This window comes from Rhodopseudomonas palustris, from assembly GCF_003226555.1.
Lineage (GTDB): Bacteria > Pseudomonadota > Alphaproteobacteria > Rhizobiales > Xanthobacteraceae > Rhodopseudomonas > Rhodopseudomonas palustris_I.
In genome coordinates this window covers 1208449-1224689 of the sequence record NZ_QKQS01000023.1, presented here as the reverse complement: position 1 = coordinate 1224689, position 16241 = coordinate 1208449, and the positions used below count along the sequence as shown (strand labels likewise).

The following is a 16241-nucleotide window of genomic DNA, read 5'->3' as shown; positions in this document are numbered from 1 at the left end:
CTATACTCAGAGCTTTGGATAACGCCTGAAAGCAGCTCGCCACGTGATTGGGGAGCCATTTTCACGATCTCTCCAGATAATCGGAAGGGTATTGTCGGGCGTGTTGTGATGAAACCCGAGAAGCAACTGACTATCCTCATACCCAAGGGGATCCGAAGGACAAACCAGCATTCCATAAGTATTGGCTACTAATTGAACATTGGCAGGGGAGATATCTGTAGGGACAACGCGTAGATAGCGAGACCTGGCGGACATGGACTTGTACGAGCCATCCAATTCAAATACCGCAGCCGAATTGTGTTCGAAGATGCTAGACCGTCTAACGCGATCTAGGCCAACTTCGGTAGCGAAGAGAGCGAGATAATGAAGCTCGACGCTCGGCTTGAGTGCCTTTAGCTCCCCTAACCATTGACTATAGCGGACTGCGGTTTCCCCTGACCCGCAGACGTCATCTACAAAAATGTATCGATCCACATCGGGGTATCGCAACACGCGCTGACCACCCCCATCGGTCATAAATATCTGGGCTGAGTCCAAGAAATGCGTCTTCCGAAGACTGTTCTCCTGACGAAAGTAGTAAAGCAGATGAACGCCGCTTTCTGATGGATTACCCACACCCAAGAAACGGGTTCTGTCAATACGTAGTGAAACTTCACCCAAGATCAGATTTGCATCTCGTGACCCACCGAGAGCCGCGCGAGAGCTTTGTATCGTAGGGAGAAGGACGAGGTCTCGGAATAGAGCACGGAGTAGAACCCGAATTTCCAGACTTCCAAAGTAGAGAAACTGCGAAAGTATATAGAGAGCGCACAGCCTTTCTTCTTCCACGCTAAGGCCGCTTCGACCATCGAAATTATCCAGCCATGCGCTGACGACTTCCCATTGGGCACGGTTTTCCCAAGCCCACTCGTTAAGGACCATTATTCGCCTTCGCAAGGTGTCGAGGCAGCTTTCCTTAAGAGGGATATCATCCTCGTCAAAGGCAGACTTCAGGCTACTGATCCGCGTCATGATTTCACTTTTGAAATACGAAAATGTGTTCTTTACTGATCATGGATGCCGTTGCGGCGCGTTTTGTCATCAGGCCTCGAGTATGAATTGCATCGGTCAATTCGAGTCTCGTCAAAAATCCCGACGCTTCGAATATTTCGCGGAGAAAAGAGGAAGACGGAAAGACCTCGCCGCAAACACAATTGTCACCAATTACCAGGACGACATGACCTCCGGGACGCAAGATTCTCTTCAGCTGCGCAACGACGGACTTCATCTCATTCAAGTAGGTCCGGACTATTGTCGCGCGGGTGGAATTCTTAGCGGATATCCTCGCGATCAACTCGTCAGCATCGACGATGCCAATCGGCTCCTCTTTGAGAATCGCAGCTCTATTGAAATGCTCCCGACCAATCGTGTCGTCCTCCAATGCACGCAGGCGACTACTCGCGACGAGCCCGAGCCATCCCAGGCTTAGACTGGATGCACGAACATACTTCTGCGCACCTGCGTAAGGTGGCGATGTTATCACCAGGCCGACGGACTCGTCGGGGATGCAACCGAGAGATTTTGCATCAGCAATTTCACATTGGGCAGACCCGATTTCACTACCAAACTCAGATAGTCGTCGGAGCCGTTTGGCATTTGCAAGATACTGCTCCTCAAACGCCCTCTTGACGCTTATTCTCGGACGTTTGACGTTGGCTTTGTGCCGCTTGTTCGTTCGAACAGGGACGGAAAATCGCGGGTCAGCTCTGCTCACCTTCCTCGCAACCGCCGAAAACGTTGTTAGCAATACGGTCTTCTCCGGCGAGTCCGACTCGGAGTCGATAGCGCGTCTTATTCTGCTTAGGTCGCGGATTGCGGCCGGTGTGTACCACAGCTTGAGATTGACTACATCCGGCTCTTCGAAGGTCTTGTAGCGATCGGCCCGTCGAGAGACGGCTTCATAGAGCGCGTGCAATCTGTTGTCACATACGGGTGTAGTTTTCGCTTGAGCAATCAGTTGAGCCAAGGGATTAACATCAGCGCAGATGGCCGATCGTCCAGACAAGACTGTTTCGAGTGCCACTGTGCCGCTTCCGCCAAATGGATCCAGAACTGCATCGTCTGCTTTCACAAATGCATTCGCGGCCAAAAAGAAGTGTGCGATCTGCGGCAGGAGCTTTGCAGGATATGGATGGATGTAGTGGGTCGCTCGCTCGCCGGGCCTAATCCAGCTCACGAGACCGCGAAATGAAACGGATATTGGCTTGCCGTGTTCGGAGTAGGCTTCGAAGAAACGAGCTAAAACCGCGGATGTGTCGACGGGGAATGCCCGCGGCGACTGTGAGCCCGCGGCCTGCGCACGCGCCACCGAGGAGCTCAACCGACCAGGCGCCGCAGGTTGCCGAGCTGACCGTTTGTTCGCAGAGAGGTCGACCTTCATCGTAGTTATTGGCCTCGATTAGCTATTCCTGCGTCGGCAGATCGAAAGCGCTTAATAGCTGATCCCAATCGCGTCTCGATAAGCCGCTGTCTTCGCGACGAACCGCTTCGCCCGACAACATCCGCTTTAGTACGGCTACGGCTGGCGCGGAGAGGACGATTGCATCGCGCTTGAAGTCAATGAATGCGTCAAATACTGAAGGAACCCAGAGCCGGACGATCTCCGCAATGACCTTTGCATAGTCTCGTATTTCCTTCTGTGCGTGTGGATCGGCTCGCAGTTTTAGGAAATGCAACAAGTTGTGTAAGTCAATCTTCCAGTACCATTGAGTATAAACGCTAAGTGGAAGACTGATTCTGGCCAACTCTCTCGCAAGACCAACTTCCAACTTGGCCGCATCGGCCAACTCATGCTCTCCGAGTAACCACAGGTAGTTTTCGTAGGCGCGAGCGGCCTCAGTCTTTAAGATTGAGAGCACCTTGTCTGCGGCATCTGTGTTGAGTAGATCGCCCCGACCTTGGCGATTAGAGGCTGACTGCGCCGCCAAGTCGCCTAAATCTGGAATATAGAACTCATTATCTAGGACTGAGTAACGCGCCGAGTATTCGTTTACGTTGGCCGTCCGGTGCCTGATCCATTGCCGAGCAACAAAGATCGGCAGCTTTATGTGAAATTTGATCTCCGCCATCTCGAATGGCGTCGAGTGCTGGTGCTGAAGCAGATAGCGAATGAGTCCTGCATCTTCGTTCACGCGCTTGGTGCCCTTCCCATATGATACGCGTGCGGCCTGAACGATTGCGGCGTCGTCTCCCATATAGTCCACGACCCGGACAAACCCGTGGTCCAGTACTGGGTAAGCGTTTTGGAGTACCGCTTCTAAAGCTGGAACAGTCGGCCGTCGCGTTTCGTATAGACGCGATCTAGCTGACTCGATTTCCGATTGATTTTCTGGTGAGATTGACAAGGTTCGCCCCCCGCAAGAGTTTAGTCTAGGCGTTAAACTCTTTATAGTTGTTCCTTCGAGGAGACGGCAGCGATCCACCGATGCTTCGCTGCTTCCTCGCCCCAAAACTCCCTGCACCCCATACACGTGTCCAGCGCCTTTGAGAGCGGTGATCCGTTTTGCAGAAAGCCGACTTTGGACCAACTCGGCCTGAACGCATTAAGGACTGAAATTCGTGGGTGCGCCGGGGCCAACCAACAGGTGGTGCATCAAAGTGGATTCGGCATTTTTGCCGGAAGGACCGTAATTTCGTGGCCACACCCAGCATTCGGGAGGTCACGCCGCACAGCCTTCAGCCGCAGCAACTTTTTGCAACGCTACCCGCCGCGGCCGCTTTTTGCCCCAGAGACGCAGCGCGCTTGGAGCCAAAAAGCGTTGATCGACGGGATTGGTATGAAGTTGGTATAGGATCGAAGATCGTCGTGCCAAAGCTAGAAGGGGGCCTCGGAGGCATAAAAAACGCCTTTCCGATCAATCCATTAATGGCGCGCCCGAAAGGATTCGAACCTCTGACCCCCAGATTCGTAGTCTGGTGCTCTATCCAGCTGAGCTACGGGCGCGTCTGCCGCGGGCTCGCTTGGCGTTGAGGCCTGGAGCCGCCGGCGTTCCGCAGCGGCGAAGCGCTGCGAAGGCCGCCATAGCTAGCGGCTCCGATCCGGATTGGCAAGCGCCGCGGCAGCTCTTTTCTGACGGATTGACGACGACGCCTGCGGCGCTGCGATTCCCGCCGGGAAAAACCGTTGGCTTCAGCACTGGGCGGGGCCGCACAGTGCGCGAAAGCGTCGGCCCGGAGACGGCTCCGGATCGCGGCGGCGCAGCCTGCCCGCGCAGACCGCCCCAAATTCCGCATGGACCGGCGCTTCCATCCGAGAAGACGAACTCGGGTCAGGCGCGGGCGCGTTCGTTGCGCAAACTGTGCAGATCGACTGGGCGGTCGGGGATCGAGATCCGGAAGGTGGCGCCGATGGTGCCCTCGACCAGGTTGATCTCGCCGCCATGGGCCCGTACCAGCTCGGCCGCGATCGCAAGGCCGAGCCCCGACCCACCGGCCCGCACCGAGCCGTGGAACGCCTCGAACAGGTGGTCGCGCGCCTTCTGCGGGACGCCGGGGCCGGTATCGGAGACCTCCAGCACCGTCACCGAGCCTTCGCGGCGGCCGGTGATGCGAATCTGCAGCAGATTGGCGTCGCCGCGCGGCAGGCTTTCCAGCGCCTGCGCAGCGTTGCGCACCAGATTGAGCAGCACCCGGAACAGCTGATCGGGGTCGGCGTCGATGGTCAGGCCGCGCTCGATCGCGCTCACCCAGGTGATCGCAGCCTCGTCGGCGAGCCCGGCGGTTTCGCGGACGTCGTTGACCAACGGCTCGATCAGGATCGAGCGACGGTCCGGCGCCGCCTCCTGGGCGCGGCCGTAGGACAGCGTCGACTGGCAGAACGCGATCGCCCGCTCCAGCGAGCGCACCAGCTTGGGCGCGAACCGCTGCACCCGCGGGTCCGGCAAGCTGGAGAGCTGGTCGGACAGCAGCTGCGACGACGCCAGCAAATTGCGCAGATCGTGGTTGATCTTCGATACCGCCAGCCCGAGCGCGGCGAGCCGGCTCTTCTGATGCAGCATCGACACCAGATCGCGCTGCATGTCCGACAATTCGCGCTCGGCGAGGCCGATCTCGTCGCCGCGCGGCCCCGGCACCACGATCGAGGCCGGGCTTTCCGGATCGCGGCGGAAGTTCACCATATTGGCGGTCAGCCGCCGCATCGGCCGCACGAACAGGAAGTGCAGCGCCAGATAGATCAGCGCCGTGGTCAGGCTGGTGATGGTCAGCGACACCAGCAGCAGATTGGACGAGAACCGGTACATCGCGTTGCGCAGCGGCGCGGCGTCGATCACCACTTCGATGAATTCGGCATTGCCTTCGGCCGGACCGATCACCCGGATCGCCGGATTACCGCTTTCCAGCATCACCACGAAGGAATCCAGGATCGCCCCCCAGGGCGTGACGTGGCGCATGTCGACGACGTGATCGACCTTGGTCGGCAGATCGGAGCTGGCGAGCAGCCGGCGCTGCTGCCCCATCTTGATCGCCACCGCGCGTGCTTCGATCGAGTCGAGAATCTGCTTGGCCAGCGAGTCCGGCACCCGCCCCGAGGGCGAAGCGTCCAGCACCAGCGCCGCCGTATTGGCGGCCGCCAGACGGTCGTTCAGCCGGTTCAGCCGGTAGTTGGCGATCGACGGTACGTAGATCAGGATTTCGGCGATCAGGATCAGCGGAATCGTCAGCAGCAGCAGCTTGCCGGACAGCCCGATCTTGGGCTCCAGGCCGCGCCGCCAAGCATGCGTCTCCGGCTGTCTGTCCGTGCTCTGCACCGAACCTCGCTCTCGGCCCTGCTCCCCGCCGCCCGCATCGGGCCGGATTCGCGACATTGTCTAAAGTCAAGATGCTCCTTTGCCGGAAAGAGGTCAAATTACCGTTTTCTCATGCGTGATCACGGCGCCCGCGGGACCGCCCGCGCGGCAGCACCTCGCCCGGCTTCGACATCGCCGAAGCGGCGACGGGCGCAATTGACGAAAACAGGACGCTCCCGTATAAGCCGCGCCAACTGTCCGCGATGACCCGGCTCTGCCCGGGGCGGTTCATTTTTGGGCTGCATCCGGCTCATCTGTGGGCCGGCATCACCGGGCTTACCCACCACTGATGACTAACTGACCCGGTGAATAACTGACCCGGCAACGGAGAACGACCCGTGAAGCGGACTTATCAACCCAGCAAATTGGTGCGCAAGCGCCGTCACGGCTTTCGTGCCCGTCTCGCCACCACCGGTGGCCGCAAGGTGCTGGCGGCGCGCCGCGCCCGCGGACGCAAGCGTCTGAGCGCCTGAGCGGGCTTGCCCGGAACCTGTTGATGGAGCGGTTACGGCAGCGGGCGGATTTCATCGCCGTTGCCGGCGGGCTGCGGATCAACGCCCCTGCCTTCGTGCTGCAAAGCCTGCACCGCGCAGATCAGGGTCCGATCCGGGTCGGCTTCACCGTAACCAAGAAAATCGGCACCGCGACCGAACGCAATCGAATTCGACGCAGACTGCGCGAATTGGTGAAGCGGACGGATCGCGGTTTTCTGCTGCCGCACAGCGACTATGTGCTGGTCGGACGCCGCGCGGCACTGAGCCGCGACTTTGCCGTCATGCTCGGCGATCTGCGCTCCGCGCTCGAGCGACTGTCGCGGCGATCACCCAAACCTGCGTGAGTGACGAGACCCGACGATGTCCGACAATCGCAACACCATTCTCGCCGTCGTTCTGTCGGGCCTCGTGCTGCTCGGCTGGCAATACTTCTTCAACATCCCGCAGATGGAGAAGCAGCGCGCCGCCCAGCAGGCTCAGCAGCAGCAACAGCAGGCCGCGAAGCCCCAAGACAGCACCGCGCCGTCGGCCGCGACGCCGGCAACTCCCGGCGCTCCTAACGCCGCTGCCCCGTCCAGCCCGCAGCCGTCCGCCGCTCCGACCGTCAGCCGCGAAGCGGCGCTCGCCGCCGGGCCGCGGATCAAGGTCGAAACCCCGCGCCTGGCCGGCTCGATCGCGCTGAAAGGCGCCCGGATCGACGATCTGGCGCTGACGCAATATCGCGAGACGGTCGATCCGAAATCGCCGCCGATCGAGCTGTTCTCGCCGTCGGGCAGCGACAAGCCCTATTATGCCGAGTTCGGCTGGGTCGGCGCCGCCGGCACCAACGTCAAGCTGCCGGACCACAACACAGTGTGGACTCAGGAAGGCTCGGGCGCGCTGACGCCGACTCATCCGATCACGCTGACTTGGGACAATGGCGAAGGCCTGACCTTCCGCCGCCAGATCACCGTCGACGACCGCTATCTGTTCACCGTCAAGGACGACGTCACCAACACCGGCGGCGCCCCGGTGACGCTGTATCCGTTCGCGCTGATCTCGCGCCACGGCACCCCGCACGTCGAAGGCTACTACATCCTACACGAAGGCCTGATCGGCTATCTCGGCGAGCACGGCCTGCAGGAATACTCCTACAAGAAGATCGACGAAGCCAAATCGGTGAGCCTCAAGGCTACCAACGGCTGGCTCGGCATCACCGACAAATACTGGGCTTCGGCGCTGCTGCCCGACACCAACGCGCAGCTCCAGGCGCGGTTTTCGGCGAGCCAGACCGGCAAAGTCACCACTTACCAGACCGACTATCTCGAAGACGCCCGCGTCATCCCGATCGGCGGCACCGCCACCGCCAACGCCCGGCTGTTCGCCGGCGCCAAGGAAGCGCGCGTTGTCGGCATCAACTTTCCGTTCGCTGGGCTCGGCGGTTACGACCGCCAGCTCGGGCTGAACCACTTCGACCTGTTGATCGACTGGGGCTGGTTCTACTTCATCACCAAGCCGATGTTCCTGGCGCTCGACTTCTTCTTCCACATGGTGGGGAATTTCGGCGTCGCCATTTTGCTGGTGACGGTGCTGGTCAAGCTGTTGTTCCTGCCGCTCGCCAACAAGTCCTACGCCTCGATGGCGAAGATGAAGGCGATCCAGCCGCAGCTCGCCGCGCTCAAGGAGCGTCACCCCGACGACAAGGTGAAGCAGCAGCAGGAGATGATGGAGATCTACCGCAAGGAGAAGATCAATCCGGTCGCCGGATGTCTTCCGATCCTGCTGCAGATCCCGGTGTTCTTCTCGCTGTACAAGGTGCTGTTCGTCACCATCGAAATGCGGCACGCGCCGTTCTTCGGCTGGATTCACGACCTGTCGGCGCCGGACCCGACCAACATCTTCAACCTGTTCGGCCTGATCCCCTACGATCCGACCGCGATCCCGGTGCTCGGCCACTATCTGGTGCTCGGCGCCTGGCCGCTGGTGATGGGCTTCACGATGTGGTTCCAGATGAAGCTGAACCCGCAGCCGCCGGATCCGACCCAGCAGATGATCTTCGCCTGGATGCCGGTGATCTTCACCTTCATGCTGGCGCACTTCCCGGCCGGTCTGGTGATCTACTGGGCCTGGAACAACACCCTCTCGGTGGCGCAGCAGGCCTTCATCATGCAGCGCAACGGCGTCAGGGTGGAGCTCTGGGACAATCTGAGATCGAGCTTCGCGAAGAAGAAAAAGTCGACCTGACCCTCGAGGTCATTCCGGGGCGCGAGCGTCAGCTCGCGAGCCCGGAATCCTGAGCTTCGGCGTGAAAAGAGACTCCGGGCTCGCGGCTGCGCGGCGCCCGGAATGACCTCGTTATTTGTTGCTAGCCCGGACGCCGCATGACCGACGCCATCGATGCCGACCTGATCGAACGCGGCCGCAAGATGTTCGCCGGTGACTGGCATTTCATCTGGGCGTCGCCGTCGATCGAGACGCTGCCGCCGATGGGCAGCGTCGAAATCGCCTTCGCGGGCCGCTCCAATGTCGGCAAGTCCAGCCTGATCAACGCGCTGACCGGGCGCAACGCGCTGGCCCGAACCTCGCACACGCCGGGCCGCACCCAGGAGCTGATCTTCTTCGAAGGTCCGCCCAATGCCGGGCTGCGGCTGGTCGACATGCCGGGCTACGGCTACGCCGCCGCCTCCAAGGCCAAGGTCGCGTCCTGGACCTCGCTGATCCACCATTTCCTGCAGGGCCGCGCCACGCTGGCCCGTGTCTATGTGCTGATCGACGGCCGCCATGGGCTGAAGGACGTCGACCTCGACATCCTGAAGACGCTCGACAAGGCCGCCGTCAGCTACCAGATCGTTCTGACCAAGGCCGACCAGGTCAAAGCCGCCGAGCTCGCCGAGCGGGTGACCGCGACCGTCGCGGCGCTGGCCAGGCATCCGGCCGCGTTCCCCGAGGTGCTCACCACCTCCTCGCGCACCGGCGACGGGATGCCGGAACTGCGCGCCGCCATGATCCGCCTGCTCGACGAGCGCCGCTGATGACCGCCGCCCTCCGCCTCCTGATTGCGATCGCCGGCCTGTACGGGGCCGCCGGCGTGGCGCTCGCCGCCGCCGCCGCCCATGTGCCGGATGCCGGACGGCTCGGCCCGGCTTCGTCGATGGCGCTGTTTCACGCCTGCGCGATCGCCGCGGTGGTGATGCTGGTGGAGCGCGGCATCGCCCACCGGATTCCGGGACTGGCGGCGATCTTCGGCTTCGTGTTCGGCACGGCGTTGTTCGCCGGCGACCTGACGCTGCGGCAATTCGCCGGCCACGGCCTGTTTCCGATGGCGGCACCGACCGGCGGCTCGATTCTGATCGGCAGCTGGCTGCTGCTCACCGTCGCCGCGCTGTGGCCGCGGCGCGGGTCCTGACCCGCATTCGCGGCCTCTAGGATCGGCCGCGCCGAAGTGCTAGCGATCTGTCCCGCCGCACCGGCCTCGGAATTGCCCGTTCAGACCGTCCCTTCAGCTCGAAAGACCGCTTCATGACCGACGCGCCCGTCATCAGCCCGCTCGATCAGGCCCGGATTCTGTCCGAAGCGCTGCCGCATATGCAGCGCTACGACGAGGAAACCATCGTCATCAAATACGGCGGCCACGCCATGGGCGCCGAGGACACCGCCAAGGCGTTCGCCCGCGACATCGTGCTCTTGGAGCAGACCGCGGTGAACCCGGTCGTGGTGCACGGCGGCGGCCCGCAGATCGCGCAGATGCTCAAGCGCCTCGGCATCAAATCGGAATTCGCCGCCGGCCTGCGCATCACCGACGCCGCCACCATCGAGATCGTCGAGATGGTGCTGGCCGGCTCGATCAACAAGCAGCTCGTCGGCTACATCAACGAGGCCGGCGGCAAGGCGGTCGGCCTGTGCGGCAAGGACGGCAACATGGTGTCGGCCACCAAGGCGACGCGCACCATGGTCGATCCGGATTCGCGGATCGAGGAAGTGATCGATCTCGGCTTCGTCGGCGAACCCGAGAAGGTCGACCTCACCCTGCTCAACCAGCTGATCGGCCACGAGCTGATCCCGGTGCTGGCGCCGCTGGCGACCTCGTCGAGCGGCCAGACCTTCAACGTCAATGCCGACACCTTCGCAGGTGCCGTCGCCGGCGCGCTGAAAGCCAAGCGCCTACTGTTGCTCACCGACGTCCCGGGCGTGCTCGATCAGAACAAGAAGCTGATCCCCGAACTGTCGATCAAGGACGCCCGCAAGCTGATCGCCGACGGCACCATCTCGGGCGGCATGATCCCCAAGGTCGAGACCTGCATCTACGCGCTCGAACAGGGCGTCGAAGGCGTCGTCATTCTCGACGGCAAGGTACCGCACGCCGTGCTGCTCGAACTGTTCACCAACCAGGGCACCGGCACGCTGATCCACAAGTGATGCGAGGCGCTAACGATCAGACCCGTCATGGCCGGGCTCGTCCCGGCCTGACGAAGGGGCTCGGCGCGGCGCACCCTCTGCTACTCGTTCGACAGTCTATCCACTACCATAGCCCTCATCCTGAGGAGACTGGCTGCGTCCGAAGGGCGAAGCCAGTCGTCTCGAAGGATGGCCGCGCGGCAACATGGTTCGAGACGGCGCGCTGCGCGCGCCTCCTCACCATGAGGTGGTGCGCGTGGCGGGCCAAGCTGACTATCCTGACCTTGCTCACGATCACCTCCGCCGCCCACGCCGATCTCAAGCTCTGCAACCGCATGAGCTACGTGGTCGAGGCGGCGATCGGGGTGGATTCGAGCGGCGCCACGGCCACGCGCGGCTGGCTGCGGATCGATCCGGCGCAATGCCGCGTCGTGGTGCAGGGCGCGCTCAACGCCGACAAGATCATGCTGAACGCCCGGGTGCTGCCGCTGTACGGCGCCTCACCGCTGCCGCAGAACGGCACCGACCGGCTGTGCGTCGCCGAGGACAATTTCGTCATCGCCGCCGCGCGGCAATGCCGCGGCAGCCAGACGCTGGCCTCCTTCACCGAGATCAAGCCGACCGACACCGAGGACGGCAACAAGATCGCATATCTGGCGGAGGATTCCGGCTACGACGACGAGCAGGCCAAGCTCGCCGCGATCCAGCGGCTGCTGCTGATCGCCGGTTACGACGCTTCGCCGATCGACGGCGTCGACGGCCCGAAGACGCAGGCGGCGCTGGCCGCATTTCTCAAGAGTCGCGGACTGAAGCCGGAAATCGTCGATGCGCCGGATTTTTTCGACGTGATGATCAAGGCCGTGCAGCAGCCGACCGGAAGCGGCCTGACCTGGTGCAACGACACCAAGTACAAGATCATGGCGGCGGTCGGCGAGGACGACGGCAAGACCATCACCAGCCGCGGCTGGTACGGCGTCGCGCCCGGCGAGTGCCTGCGCCCCGACCTCGGCGCACAGCCGAAGCGGGTGTTCAGCTTCGCCGAGGCGGTCGACGGCAGCGGCCGGCCGGTCAGCATCAAGGGCCGCGCGCTGAATTGGGGCGGCGGCACCACACTGTGCACCCGCGACAGCAAATTCGAGATCGGCGAACAGGGCGACTGCGCCGGGCGCGGCCTTGCCGCCACCGGCTTTGCCACGGTCGATCTTTCCGGCGGCAAGACCCTGAGGTTCTCGGCACCATGATGCAGCTCGGCAAACGCGGATTCGACCAGGTCGAGACCTGGGTGTTCGACCTCGACAACACGCTCTATCCGCATCACCTCAATCTGTGGCAGCAGGTCGATGCGCGGATCCGCGACTTCGTTGCCGAATGGCTGAAAGTGTCGCCGGAGGAAGCGTTCCGGATCCAGAAGGATTACTACAAGCGCTACGGTACCACGATGCGCGGGATGATGACCGAGCACGGCGTCCACGCCGACGATTACCTCGCTTATGTCCACGCCATCGACCATTCGCCGCTCCTGCCGAACCCGGCGATGGGCGATGCGATCCAGCGGCTTCCGGGGCGCAAGCTGATCCTCACCAACGGCTCTGTCGCGCACGCCGGCAAGGTGCTGGAGCGGCTCGGGATCGGTCACCATTTCGAAGCGGTGTTCGACATCATTGCCGCCGAGCTGGAGCCGAAGCCGGCGCCGCAGACCTACCGCCGCTTCCTCGACCGCCACGGCGTCGACCCCGCCCGCGCCGCGATGTTCGAAGACCTCGCCCGCAACCTGACCGTGCCGCACCAGCTCGGCATGACCACCGTCCTGGTGGTGCCCGACGGCAGCCAGGAAGTGGTGCGCGAAGACTGGGAACTCGAAGGCCGCGACGCCGCCCATGTCGACCACGTCACCGATGATCTGACGGGATTTTTAAAGACGCTGAGCGCCGCGAAGTAAGGCACCGCGCCTCCCCAATCACGACGTCATCGCCCGCGCAGGCGGGCGAACCAGTATTCCAGAGTGCCGCTTAGGGCGGGCCGGCGATCTCCGGGTACAGATCATTCCAATCCGGATTGTGCTGTTCGATCAGCCTGACCTTCCACTCCCGCGGCCATTTCTTCAGCCGCTTCTCGCGCCGGATCGCATTCTCGATATCGTCGAACACTTCGAAATACACCAGCCGATCGACGCCGTAGCGCAGCGTGAAACCCTCGACCTCCTTGGACTTGTGTTCGGCGACGCGACGGACGAGGTCGTTGGTGACGCCGACGTAGATCGTCCCGCCTATCCGGCTGGCCAGGATATAGACGTAGAACTGCCGCGGCATCGGCGGCCTCCCCCGAGGGTCCAACGCTCTAGGATACTAGATCGCCCGGACGAGCCGGGCGATGACGCGGGAGAATCGAAGCTGGCGCCACCACATCCACAACCGTCATCGCCCGCGCATGCGGGCGAACCAGTATCGCAGAGCGCTCGCGATCTTCCATCCACCGCCCCGGAATTACTGCATCCCCCGGACAAGCCTGATGCCGACGTGGGGACCAGGCGGCGCCTTGACTCCGCAGCGGCGAATCCGGACAAAGCGTCAACGTCCGCGTTGACACGCAACGCTTTTCCGACACACGCCAAGGATCCGTCGATGCCGCTCACTGCCCTGGAATCCACCATCAACGCCGCTTTCGACGCGCGCGACACCGTCACCCCTGCGACCCAGGGTGAGGTTCGGGAGGCGGTCAACGATGCGCTCGATCTGCTCGACCAGGGCAAGGTGCGGGTGGCGCAGCGCGACGCCTCCGGCGCCTGGACGGTCAATCAGTGGCTGAAGAAGGCGGTGCTGCTGTCGTTCCGCCTCAACGACATGGGCGTGATCGCCGGCGGCCCCGGCGGCGCCAATTGGTGGGACAAGGTCCCGTCGAAGTTCGAGGGCTGGAGCGAGAACCGTTTCCGCGACGCCGGCTTCCGCGCCGTGCCGGGCGCGATCGTGCGCCGCTCCGCCTTCATCGCCAAGAACGCCGTCCTGATGCCGTCCTTCGTCAATCTCGGCGCCTATGTCGATGAAAGCACGATGGTCGACACCTGGGCCACGGTCGGCTCCTGCGCGCAGATAGGCAAGCGCGTGCACATCTCCGGCGGCGCCGGCATCGGCGGCGTGCTGGAGCCGCTGCAGGCCGGCCCGGTGATCATCGAGGACGACTGCTTCATCGGCGCCCGCTCCGAGGTCGCCGAGGGCGTGATTGTCCGCAAGGGCGCGGTACTGGCGATGGGCGTGTTTCTCGGCGCCTCGACCAAGATCGTCGACCGCGAGACCGGCGAGACCTTCATCGGCGAAGTGCCGGAATATGCCGTGCTGGTGCCCGGCACCCTGCCCGGCAAGCCGATGAAGAACGGCGCCCCCGGCCCGGCCACCGCCTGCGCGGTGATCGTCAAGCGCGTCGACGAGCGCACCCGCTCCAAGACCTCGATCAACGAATTGCTGCGGGACTAAGCGAACCGTGACCGCAACCGCGCTCGACATCGCGCGAGACCTGCTGCGCTGCCCATCGGTGACGCCGGCAGATGCCGGCGCGCTCGGCGTGCTGGAAGCGCTGCTAAAGGGCGCCGGCTTCGACGTTCATCGCGTCACCTTCTCGGAAGCCGGCACCGCCGATATCGACAATCTGTATGCGCGGATCGGCACCAGCGCGCCGCATCTCTGCTTCGCCGGCCACACTGACGTGGTGCCGGCGGGCGAAGCCGGCGCATGGACTCACGGCGCGTTCTCGGGCGACGTCGAAGGCGGCGTGCTGTACGGACGCGGCGCTGTCGACATGAAGGGCGGCATCGCCTGCGCGGTCGCGGCGACGCTGGACTATCTGGCGGCGAACGAGGGAAAGCCAAAAGGCTCGATCTCGTTCCTGATCACCGGCGACGAGGAAGACGTCGCGGTCAACGGCACCGTCAAGCTGCTGCAATGGGCGGCCGAGCGCGGCGAGAAATTCGATCACTGCATCGTCGGAGAGCCGAGCAATGTCGAGGCGATCGGTGACACCATCAAGATCGGCCGCCGCGGCTCGCAATCCGGCGTGCTGATCGTCGAGGGCACGCAGGGCCATGTCGCCTATCCGCACCGCGCCGCCAATCCGGTGCCGGACATCGCCCGGCTGATCACCGCGCTGAACGACGAGCCGCTCGATGCCGGTTCGCCGCAGTTTCAGCCGTCGAACCTGGAATTCACCTCGGTCGATGTCGGCAACGCCGCAACTAATGTGATTCCGGCGCAGGCACGCGCCAAGTTCAACATCCGCTTCAACGACCACCATACGCAAGAAACGCTGAAGGCGCTGGTCGAACAGCGGCTCGCGGCAGCGTGCGGCAATCGCATCCGCGCCCGGATCGAGTGGCTGCCGTCGAACGCCGACGTGTTCGTCACCAAGCCCGGCGCGTTCACGGACGTTGTCAGCGGCGCGATCGCCGACGTCACCGGCCGCACGCCCGACCTCAACACCGGCGGCGGCACCTCCGACGCGCGCTTCATCGCCAAATATTGCCCCGTGGTGGAGTTCGGCCTGGTCGGCCAGACCATGCACCAGATCGACGAACGCACCCCGGTCAGCGACCTCGACAAGCTGACCGCGATCTATCGCGGCGTGCTGGAGAGGTATTTCAAGTAATCACAACGACCCGTCATTCCGGGGCGCTCGCAAAGCGAGCGAACCCGGAATCTCGACGTGCTCTGAACCGCGGGATTCCGGGTTCGCGCTCCGCGCGCCCCGGAATGACGGCCGTGTGGCTCAGTAATCCACCTGCACCAGATACAACCCCTCCGGCGGCGCGACCGGGCCGCAGGCGGAGCGGCGGCGGGCGGCGAGCGCGGCGGCGAGATCGTCCGCGGTCCAGCGGCCCTCGCCGACCCACACCAAGGAGCCGACCATCGAGCGCACCTGGCTGTGCAGATAGGAGCGCGCATTGGTGACAATATCGACGGCGTCGCCGTCGCGAATCACGTCGAGCACGTCGAGGGTCTTCTCCGGCGAGGCGGCCTGGCACTCGGTGTCGCGAAACGTCGTGAAGTCGTGCTTGCCGATCAGCACCTGTGCGGCGCGGTGCATCGCGTCGGTATCGAGCCGCTTCGGCACCCGCCACACCTTGCCGAGATCGAGCGCCAGGTTGGAGCGGCGGTTGGCGATGCGATAGCGGTAGTGCCGCCGCACCGCCGAGAACCGCGCCTCGAACGTGTCCGGCACGATCTCGGCCGCCAGCACCGCGACCGGATTGGGCCGCAGATGCGCGTTCAGCGCGTCGCGGAGTTTGTCGGCGCGGAACGGCTTGGCAATGTCGAGATGCGCCACCTGCCCGAGCGCGTGGACGCCGGCGTCGGTGCGGCCGGCGCCGTGCACCCGCACCGCCTCGCCACAGGTCGCCAGCGCCGCCGCCTCCAGCGCGCCCTGCACCGACGGCAACTTCGGCTGCAACTGCCAGCCGCAAAACGGCGCGCCGTCATATTCGATGGTGAGTTTGTAGCGGGGCATGCGACTCGTCTTTGAGGCGCAGCGCTGCCCCAAGTTTTCCGTCATCGCCCGGCTTATC

The 16241-nt window shown here is 63.3% G+C and carries 16 protein-coding genes and 1 tRNA gene; 10 read left to right on the top strand and 7 right to left on the bottom strand.

Annotated features, from left to right (window positions below):
- Positions 1–6: 6 nt before the first annotated feature.
- The 5 genes from DNX69_RS26910 to DNX69_RS18190 all read right to left on the bottom strand — a co-directional run bounded on the left by DNX69_RS26910 (position 7) and on the right by DNX69_RS18190 (position 5786).
- The gene (locus DNX69_RS26910) at positions 7–921 is read right to left on the bottom strand and encodes a phosphoribosyltransferase-like protein (RefSeq protein WP_425327315.1); all 915 of its coding nucleotides are present in this window, start codon (positions 919–921) and stop codon (positions 7–9) included.
- Between the two features lie 94 nt (positions 922–1015).
- Positions 1016–2419 carry a hypothetical protein gene (locus tag DNX69_RS26110; protein ID WP_133256025.1) on the bottom strand — a complete coding sequence of 468 codons (1404 nt, stop codon included), beginning with the start codon at positions 2417–2419 and terminating at the stop codon, positions 1016–1018.
- Positions 2420–2441: 22 nt separating this feature from the next.
- Entirely contained in the window at positions 2442–3242 is an 801-nt protein-coding gene (gene thyX, locus DNX69_RS18200) for an FAD-dependent thymidylate synthase (protein ID WP_349626981.1), read from the bottom strand.
- A gap of 663 nt (positions 3243–3905) precedes the next feature.
- Positions 3906–3982 (bottom strand) — tRNA-Arg (locus tag DNX69_RS18195).
- 325 nt (positions 3983–4307) lie between these two features.
- Positions 4308–5786: a sensor histidine kinase gene (locus DNX69_RS18190; RefSeq protein WP_110787696.1), complete on the bottom strand. Its 1479-nt coding sequence runs from the start codon at positions 5784–5786 to the stop codon at positions 4308–4310.
- Between the two features lie 377 nt (positions 5787–6163).
- Between DNX69_RS18190 and rpmH the strand changes: the two genes are divergently transcribed.
- The 8 genes from rpmH to DNX69_RS18150 all read left to right on the top strand — a co-directional run bounded on the left by rpmH (position 6164) and on the right by DNX69_RS18150 (position 12632).
- On the top strand, positions 6164–6298 hold the full coding sequence (rpmH, locus tag DNX69_RS18185) for a 50S ribosomal protein L34 (RefSeq protein ID WP_006609582.1): 135 nt from the start codon (positions 6164–6166) through the stop codon (positions 6296–6298).
- A 23-nt stretch (positions 6299–6321) separates the two neighbouring features.
- The gene (rnpA, locus tag DNX69_RS18180; RefSeq protein ID WP_110787321.1) at positions 6322–6663 is read left to right on the top strand and encodes a ribonuclease P protein component; all 342 of its coding nucleotides are present in this window, start codon (positions 6322–6324) and stop codon (positions 6661–6663) included.
- Between the two features lie 16 nt (positions 6664–6679).
- On the top strand, positions 6680–8542 hold the full coding sequence (gene yidC / locus DNX69_RS18175) for a membrane protein insertase YidC (protein WP_110787320.1): 1863 nt from the start codon (positions 6680–6682) through the stop codon (positions 8540–8542).
- A gap of 137 nt (positions 8543–8679) precedes the next feature.
- On the top strand, positions 8680–9330 hold the full coding sequence (gene yihA, locus DNX69_RS18170; protein WP_110787319.1) for a ribosome biogenesis GTP-binding protein YihA/YsxC: 651 nt from the start codon (positions 8680–8682) through the stop codon (positions 9328–9330).
- On the top strand, positions 9330–9704 hold the full coding sequence (locus DNX69_RS18165) for a DUF423 domain-containing protein (RefSeq protein ID WP_110787318.1): 375 nt from the start codon (positions 9330–9332) through the stop codon (positions 9702–9704). The genes yihA and DNX69_RS18165 overlap by 1 nt, the downstream gene beginning before the upstream one ends.
- Positions 9705–9817: 113 nt before the next feature.
- Positions 9818–10714, top strand: coding sequence for an acetylglutamate kinase (argB, locus tag DNX69_RS18160; RefSeq protein WP_110787317.1), 897 nt, complete (start codon positions 9818–9820; stop codon positions 10712–10714).
- 221 nt (positions 10715–10935) lie between these two features.
- Positions 10936–11934, top strand: a complete 999-nt coding sequence (locus tag DNX69_RS18155) for a DUF1036 domain-containing protein (protein ID WP_110787316.1) — start codon at positions 10936–10938, stop codon at positions 11932–11934.
- A complete protein-coding gene (locus DNX69_RS18150) occupies positions 11931–12632 on the top strand; it encodes a pyrimidine 5'-nucleotidase (protein ID WP_110787315.1) in 702 nt (233 codons plus the stop codon). The genes DNX69_RS18155 and DNX69_RS18150 overlap by 4 nt, the downstream gene beginning before the upstream one ends.
- A gap of 70 nt (positions 12633–12702) precedes the next feature.
- Here DNX69_RS18150 and DNX69_RS18145 read toward each other — a convergent pair whose 3' ends face one another.
- Complete coding sequence (locus DNX69_RS18145; RefSeq protein ID WP_110787314.1) at positions 12703–13002, bottom strand: GIY-YIG nuclease family protein; 300 nt, start codon at positions 13000–13002, stop codon at positions 12703–12705.
- Between the two features lie 312 nt (positions 13003–13314).
- Between DNX69_RS18145 and dapD the strand changes: the two genes are divergently transcribed.
- Together dapD and dapE are read left to right on the top strand one after the other, a co-directional pair.
- Entirely contained in the window at positions 13315–14160 is an 846-nt protein-coding gene (dapD, locus tag DNX69_RS18140) for a 2,3,4,5-tetrahydropyridine-2,6-dicarboxylate N-succinyltransferase (protein ID WP_110787695.1), read from the top strand.
- Positions 14161–14167: 7 nt separating this feature from the next.
- Entirely contained in the window at positions 14168–15325 is a 1158-nt protein-coding gene (gene dapE / locus DNX69_RS18135; protein ID WP_110787313.1) for a succinyl-diaminopimelate desuccinylase, read from the top strand.
- 120 nt (positions 15326–15445) lie between these two features.
- On the opposite strand, the gene truA is transcribed toward dapE, so the two are convergent.
- Positions 15446–16183, bottom strand: coding sequence for a tRNA pseudouridine(38-40) synthase TruA (truA, locus tag DNX69_RS18130; protein ID WP_110787312.1), 738 nt, complete (start codon positions 16181–16183; stop codon positions 15446–15448).
- Positions 16184–16241 lie beyond the last annotated feature (58 nt).

Coding starts and splice junctions, on each gene's coding strand:
- DNX69_RS26910 (WP_425327315.1), bottom strand. CDS start 921: ATGGTCCTTAACGAGTGGGCTTGGGAAAACCGTGCCCAATGGGAAGTC.
- DNX69_RS26110 (WP_133256025.1), bottom strand. CDS start 2,419: ATGAAGGTCGACCTCTCTGCGAACAAACGGTCAGCTCGGCAACCTGCG.
- rnpA (WP_110787321.1), top strand. CDS start 6,322: ATGGAGCGGTTACGGCAGCGGGCGGATTTCATCGCCGTTGCCGGCGGG.
- yidC (WP_110787320.1), top strand. CDS start 6,680: ATGTCCGACAATCGCAACACCATTCTCGCCGTCGTTCTGTCGGGCCTC.
- yihA (WP_110787319.1), top strand. CDS start 8,680: ATGACCGACGCCATCGATGCCGACCTGATCGAACGCGGCCGCAAGATG.
- DNX69_RS18165 (WP_110787318.1), top strand. CDS start 9,330: ATGACCGCCGCCCTCCGCCTCCTGATTGCGATCGCCGGCCTGTACGGG.
- argB (WP_110787317.1), top strand. CDS start 9,818: ATGACCGACGCGCCCGTCATCAGCCCGCTCGATCAGGCCCGGATTCTG.
- DNX69_RS18155 (WP_110787316.1), top strand. CDS start 10,936: ATGAGGTGGTGCGCGTGGCGGGCCAAGCTGACTATCCTGACCTTGCTC.
- DNX69_RS18150 (WP_110787315.1), top strand. CDS start 11,931: ATGATGCAGCTCGGCAAACGCGGATTCGACCAGGTCGAGACCTGGGTG.
- DNX69_RS18145 (WP_110787314.1), bottom strand. CDS start 13,002: ATGCCGCGGCAGTTCTACGTCTATATCCTGGCCAGCCGGATAGGCGGG.
- dapD (WP_110787695.1), top strand. CDS start 13,315: ATGCCGCTCACTGCCCTGGAATCCACCATCAACGCCGCTTTCGACGCG.
- truA (WP_110787312.1), bottom strand. CDS start 16,183: ATGCCCCGCTACAAACTCACCATCGAATATGACGGCGCGCCGTTTTGC.